Annotated in this window: 7 protein-coding genes; 6 read left to right on the top strand and 1 reads right to left on the bottom strand. The window is 62.2% G+C overall.

The window, feature by feature from the left end:
• Positions 1–27 precede the first annotated feature (27 nt).
• The 6 genes from thiL (at position 28) to ACTJK7_RS19225 (ending at position 4207) form a co-directional block, all read left to right on the top strand.
• Positions 28–993 (top strand): thiamine-phosphate kinase, encoded by a 966-nt coding sequence (gene thiL, locus ACTJK7_RS19200; protein ID WP_108563359.1) that lies wholly within the window; start codon positions 28–30, stop codon positions 991–993.
• Positions 990–1493 carry a phosphatidylglycerophosphatase A family protein gene (locus ACTJK7_RS19205; protein ID WP_011336134.1) on the top strand — a complete coding sequence of 168 codons (504 nt, stop codon included), beginning with the start codon at positions 990–992 and terminating at the stop codon, positions 1491–1493. The genes thiL and ACTJK7_RS19205 overlap by 4 nt, the downstream gene beginning before the upstream one ends.
• A gap of 28 nt (positions 1494–1521) precedes the next feature.
• Positions 1522–2247: a substrate-binding periplasmic protein gene (locus tag ACTJK7_RS19210; protein WP_064382214.1), complete on the top strand. Its 726-nt coding sequence runs from the start codon at positions 1522–1524 to the stop codon at positions 2245–2247.
• A gap of 126 nt (positions 2248–2373) precedes the next feature.
• Entirely contained in the window at positions 2374–2991 is a 618-nt protein-coding gene (ribA, locus tag ACTJK7_RS19215) for a GTP cyclohydrolase II (RefSeq protein ID WP_007955551.1), read from the top strand.
• Positions 2988–3407 carry an MFS transporter gene (locus ACTJK7_RS19220; RefSeq protein WP_129972508.1) on the top strand — a complete coding sequence of 140 codons (420 nt, stop codon included), beginning with the start codon at positions 2988–2990 and terminating at the stop codon, positions 3405–3407. The genes ribA and ACTJK7_RS19220 overlap by 4 nt, the downstream gene beginning before the upstream one ends.
• A complete protein-coding gene (locus ACTJK7_RS19225; RefSeq protein WP_323150522.1) occupies positions 3407–4207 on the top strand; it encodes a cobalamin-binding protein in 801 nt (266 codons plus the stop codon). The genes ACTJK7_RS19220 and ACTJK7_RS19225 overlap by 1 nt, the downstream gene beginning before the upstream one ends.
• Before the next feature lie 109 nt (positions 4208–4316).
• Here ACTJK7_RS19225 and ACTJK7_RS19230 read toward each other — a convergent pair whose 3' ends face one another.
• The gene (locus tag ACTJK7_RS19230) at positions 4317–6200 is read right to left on the bottom strand and encodes a TonB-dependent receptor domain-containing protein (protein ID WP_440780313.1); all 1884 of its coding nucleotides are present in this window, start codon (positions 6198–6200) and stop codon (positions 4317–4319) included.
• Between the last annotated feature and the right edge of the window lie 78 nt (positions 6201–6278).

Below are 6278 nucleotides of genomic sequence, written 5' to 3' on the forward strand. Positions count from 1 at the left end.
TCCGCGCTTGAATACTTTTTCTCGGCCATGGGCGAGTTTGAGCTGATCCGCAATTTCTTTGCCGCCGCGCCTTGTGCGCAGGGCGGCGAAGGCGTTGCACTGGGGATCGGCGATGACTGCGCCTTGCTGGCGGTTCCTTCCGGGGAACAGCTGGCGGTTTCCACCGATACGCTGGTGGCCGGCGTACATTTCGCCGATCCCTGCGATCCGTTTCTGCTCGGTCAGCGCTCGCTGGCCGTGGCGGTCAGCGACCTCGCTGCCATGGGCGCCACGCCCGTCGCCTTTACCCTTGCCCTGACTCTGCCGACGGTGACTGCCGATTGGCTGCAAGCCTATGCCCACGGTTTGAACCGCATGGCGCAGGGCTGCGGCGTGGCACTGGTCGGCGGCGACACGACCCGCGGGCCGTTGAGCCTGACCGTTACCGTGTTCGGGCGCGTCCCGGCCGGCAAAGCGCTGACCCGCAGCGGCGCGCAGCCGGGCGATTTGCTGTGTGTCGGCGGTGAGCTGGGCAATGCCGCCGGCGCCTTGCCGCTGGTGCTGGGTCAGCGTGACGCCGAATCCCATATCGCCCGGCCGCTGCTCGATCATTACTGGGCGCCGCAACCGCAACTCGCTCTCGGCCAGGCGCTGCGTGGCAAGGCCACTTCGGCGCTGGACATCTCCGATGGCCTGCTCGCCGATTGCGGTCATATCGCACTGGCCTCGAAGGTTCGCCTCGAAGTCGAGCGTGAGCGTGTTCCGTTGTCGGATGCGCTGGTGGCGTTTCTCGGTCAGCGCGGCGCCGAGCGTGCGGCGTTGAGCGGCGGCGATGATTACGTGCTGGCCTTCACCTTGCCGTCCGTCGAGTTGCCGGCATTGCTCGCCGATGGCTGGCCGATCCATGTGATCGGCCGCGTGACGCAAGGGCAGGGCGTCGTGCTGCTGGATCGCGATGGACACGACATCACCCCGCAAATCCGGGGTTATCAACATTTTCAGGAGTCACCGTGACAGATCACCCGAAACAGGTTCCGGCCGAATTCGTTCCGCCGTCGGTCTGGCGCAACCCCTGGCATTTCCTCGCGTTCGGCTTCGGTTCGGGCACCTTGCCCAAGGCGCCGGGCACTTGGGGCTCGTTAGTTGCACTACCCTTTATTCCGTTGTGGCAGATGCTGCCGGACTGGGGGTACTGGCTGATGCTCGGGATCACCATGCTGTTCGGCTTCTGGCTGTGCGGCAAAGTGGCCGACGATCTGCGGGTGCACGACCACGAAGGCATCGTCTGGGACGAAATGGTCGGGATGTGGATCACCCTGTGGCTGGTGCCGGAAGGCTGGTACTGGTTGCTGGCCGGGTTCCTCGTGTTCCGCTTCTTCGACATTCTCAAGCCGTGGCCGATCCGCTGGATCGACCGGCATGTTCACGGCGGCGTCGGCATCATGCTCGACGACGTGCTGGCCGGCGTGTTCGCGTGGCTGGCGATGCAGGGACTGGTGTGGGTTTTCGCCTGATTTCCAGGCGTGGATGAGGGGCACAGGGATGACTCGACGCTGGTTGGCGATAGTGGTTTTGACCTTGCTTGGCGCCGTGGCCCAGGCACAGGACGCACCGCCGTCGGTCATTCACCTGGCCAGTGAAGATTGGGAAGACTACACCGCCGCCGATGGTCATGGCCTGGGCTGGGACGTGTTGCGCAAAGTCTTCGAACCGGCCGGCGTGACCCTGGATATTCGCACCGTGCCCTACACCCGCTCGGTGGGTCTGGTGCAACTGAAGGAAGCTGACGCACTGGTCGGCTCCTATCGCGGTGAAGCCGAGCAGGTGCTGTATCCGAAATGGAATTTCGATTCCGACCACATCTACGCGCTGGGTCTTGCCAGCAACCCATCGCCGACCCAGGCGACGCTGGGCAAGTATCGATTGGCCTGGGTGCGCGGCTATCGCTACGAAACCTACCTGCCGAACGTCAAACGCTTCAACCAGATCGAACGCCGCACCGGGATCCTGTCAATGCTCAAGCAGGGGCGGGCGGATTACTACATCGATGCGCTGACGGAAATCGAAGCGGTGCTGCGAAACGCCGCCGATCCTTCGCAGTACCGTTATTCACATCTGGCGGAATTGCCGCTGTACCTCGGCTTCGCCGACACCCCGCAAGGCCGGGCGCTGATGTCTATCTACGACCAACGCATGGAACAACTGGTGAAGAGCGGTGAGTTGAAGCCGATCTTCGAGCGCTGGAAGCAGCCGTATCCGTTCGAGTAGGGGCGACGGGCCTGTCATCAAACTTTTTGATAGTTATCCCCGATAATTCAGCCTAAGCGCCTGCGGGTACCTGCTGTTACAATGCCGCCCAGCGAATCTCGGACTTTTCAGATCAGGAGCACACCGGTGCCTGTCGTTTTTGTCGCCGCTTCCAAGCTGCCAACGCCTTTTGCGCAATTCACCATGCATGGTTTTCTCGATGAAGCCACCGGCCGCGAGCACGTTGTGCTGAGCCTGGGTGAGATTGCCGACGGTGCCCCGGTACTCGGCCGTCTGCACTCCGAATGCCTGACCGGCGATGCCTTGTTCAGCCAGCGTTGCGACTGCGGTTCGCAACTCGAAGGCGCCCTCAAGGCGATCGCTCGCGAGGGCCGTGGCGTGTTGCTGTACCTGCGTCAGGAAGGGCGCGGCATCGGTCTTTTGAACAAGATCCGTGCCTACGAATTGCAGGACGGCGGCGCCGACACCGTTGAAGCCAACGAGCGTCTGGGCTTTGCCGCCGACCAGCGTGACTACGCCATGTGCCTGCCGATGCTCGAACATCTGGGCGTCAAATCCCTGCGCCTGATGACCAACAACCCGCGCAAGGTCAAAGCCTTGACCGACATGGGTATCGTTGTTGCCGAGCGTGTGCCGCTGCACACCGGTCACAACCCGCACAACAAACTCTATCTGGCGACCAAGGCCAGCAAGCTCGACCACATGATGGGTAACGAGCATCAGGGCGAGGTAGACCGGGCGTGACCCGCGGGCAAGTGCGGCGCCGTCTGTCGATCGCCTGGTGGAAATACTTGGCGCTGGCGCTGGTGCCGCTGTTCGTGATCAACGCTGTGTTCGGCCAGGGCGAGGCGATTCTGCCGGTCTTGGCGATGCCCTTTTTTATCGCTGGCGTGGCTTCGATGTTTGTCAGCCTGAAATTTTTCGGGCGCTACAAGCACGCGCTGATCGCCACGCAAAAAGCCCTCGATACCCCTGAAGAACCCGCTGCCTGGATCGCCCTGGCGGCCTGCCTTCGCAGTGCATACGTGGTCGCGGCGCTGCCGGCATGGATTGGCGCGCTGGCAGTGTTCGTCGGTCTTGAAGCGGTGCCGCTCATGTTGCTGGCGCTGTCCACGGCGGTGCTGTTCTACCTCTACCGTATCCCGCGTCAACTCGCCTGATGCGGCGTCTCTGGCTGGCGGTTCTGCTGCTGGCCGTCAGCGGTGAAACGCTGGCCGCCCTGCGGGTGGTCAGCCTCGCGCCATCCCTGTCTGAAATCGTTATTGAACTGAATTCGGCCGACCTGCTGGTCGGGGTGCTGGATGCCGGTGAGCGTCCGTCTGCTATCAAGGACGTGCCTTCGGTGGGCCGTTATGGCCAGCTCGACATGGAGCGCCTGCTCAGCCTCAAGCCTGACTTGTTGCTGTTATGGCCCGGCAGTGTCGGCCCGGCTCAGCGCGATCAGCTCAAGCGCTTGAACATCCCGACTTTCGTTGCCGAGCCCCATAGTCTTGAACAGTTGATCGCGCAGATTGAAGCCATCGCGACACAGCTCGGTCGTCCTGAGCGTGGGGTCGAATGGGCTGCGGCGCTGCGGCGCAACCTTGATGAACTGCGCCAACGCTACCGCCGAGAAGTGCCGCTGCGGGTGTTCTATCAAATCTGGGACAAGCCGCTGTACACCGTCGGTGGCGGGCAGATCATCAGCGATGCGCTTGAAGTGTGCGGCGCGCGCAATGTGTTTGCCGATTTGAGCCTGCCCGCGCCGCAGGTGAGCATCGAGGCGGTTTTACAGCGTGATCCCGAAGTGATTCTCGCCGGCGATCAACCGCAACTGGATGCGTGGAACGCCTGGCCGCAGGTGACAGCGGTCAAGCACGGGCAATTGCTGCTGGTCACCGACAAAGGTCTGGAGCGCCCGAGCGGGCAGATGATCGAGGCGACCGCCAAACTCTGCCACCTGATCGCGCCAGATCGCTGAGACCGAGGTGAATTCTTCGCGAGCAAGCCCGCTCCCACAGGGATCACGCTGAACCTGTGGGAGCGAGCTTGCTCGCGATGAGGCCCGTCAAAGCAGCGAAAATTCCGGATCAGAGCTGCGGCGTCCAAGTCACCCCGAACATGAACGCCCGACCATCCTCGCGATAGTCATACTGACTGCCGTCATGGCTGTACAGCGCCCGGTTGTATCCCTTGTCCAGCAGGTTATCGACCTTGAAATCCAGCTTGATCTCGCGGTTCAGCGCCCAGCTGCTGCGCAGTCCGAGCAGTGCATAACCGCCAAGCGGCTGCTGATTGTTCAGGTCGTCATAGCTGCTGCTCACGGCCTGCCAACTGGCGCCGAGGCCAAGGCGATCGAACTGTCGATCCAGATCCCAGCTCAAGGTGCGCCGTGCACGCCGCGCCAACGTATGGCCGGTGTCGCGGTCGCGGGGATCGATGATCGCCACGCCGAGGTTGCTCTGCCAGCCCAGCAGTTCCTGTTTCAGGGTCGCTTCGAAGCCGTTGATCCGCGCCGAAGCGACGTTTTCCGGGCGTGAGTTGCTGCCGAAGATGATCGCGTCTTCCAGATCGGTCCGGTACAGCGAGGCTTCGAGACGAGTGCTGTCGCTCAACTGGCTGCGCCATTGCAGCTCGTAGCTTTTCGAGGTTTCCGGTTTCAGGTCGGGGTTGCTGAAGTCCGGGTAATACAGATCGTTGAAGGTCGGCGCGCGGAAGCCTTCGCTGTAGCTGAGCAGCAGATCGTTGTCCGGGTTGACCGGCAAGGTCAGCGTGCCGCTCCAGCTGTTCTGGCTGCCGAACTGCTGATTGTCATCACGACGCAGGCCCAGTTCGGTGGAGAAACTGTCGGCCTGGAAGCGATGCTGGATGAAGGCTGCGCGGTTCCAGCGGCTGTCCTCATCAAATGCGGTGCTGCTGTTGATGCGGTCTTCGTACCAGTCGCCGCCAAGGATCAGGCTGTTGCGTGCATCCAGCGTCAGATCGTTCTGCCAGGTCACCGAGTCGCGGTAGGTGTTGAACACCGAGCGGTCGTCGCTGAGCTTGTCGAGCGTCTTCTCGCGGTTTTCGCTGTGGCCGAGTTCCAGGCGCGATTTCCAGTGCTCGTTGATCCGCGCATCGATGTAGCTGCTGAAACTGCTGACGGTGAAATCGCTGTAGGGCTGCTCCTCATAGGATCGGTCGGTTGCTTCAACGTAACGTCCCAATGGGCTGTCGAATTCGCTTTTACCCCGGTTATCCAGCAGGTTGGCGCCAACTTCGATGTCGTCGGTCAGCGCATGGCTGAGGCTCAGGCTGATGGATTTGTTGCGATAGGCGTCGTGATCGCTGTCGCTGGGATACGACTCGTGGGTGCGGTCGATCCCGGCGGTTTCATCGAGACTGGCGCCGAGGTTGAAACGGGTTTTCTCATCACCTCCGGACAGACCGACACTGCGTTCCCAAGTCTGATTGCTGCCGAAACCCACATGCATACGCGGCTGCAAGCCTTGTTCGCCGCCGCGCCGGGTGAAGATCTGGATCACCCCGCCAATTGCATCGCTGCCATAAATCACCGAGCGTGAACCGCGCAGCACTTCCACGCGCTCGATCTGCTCGATGTTCAGGTGTTGCAGGTTGCTGTCGCCGGACGTCGAATTGCCGATGCGCTGGCCGTCGACCAGCACCAGGCTTTGCGCCGATTGCGTGCCACGAATGTAGATCCCGGGCAGGCTGCCGCGTCCGCCGGTTTGTGCCACTTGCACGCCCGGTACCCGTTGCAGCAGATCGGTGACGCTACGGGGTTGCAGGCGTTCGATGTCTTCACGGGTGAATACGGTGTTGGCGGCGCTGCTGTCGTTGCGCGCTTCGACCTGGCGGTTGGCGCTGATCAGCGTGTCCGGCAGCTTCAGGGCCTGATCGCGTTCGAAGGTGTCAGCGAGGGCGTTGGCGGTTGGCAGCAGCAGGAGGGGCAGGGCGAGACGCGAGAGGTTCATCGGTGGTCCGTTGGTATTTCTGGTGTGCACTAGATTTCCAGCGACACAAAACACTGTGGGAGCGGGCTTGCCCGCGAT

Source organism: Pseudomonas sp. 22085 (genome assembly GCF_052045815.1).
GTDB classification, from domain to species: domain Bacteria; phylum Pseudomonadota; class Gammaproteobacteria; order Pseudomonadales; family Pseudomonadaceae; genus Aquipseudomonas; species Aquipseudomonas glycinae.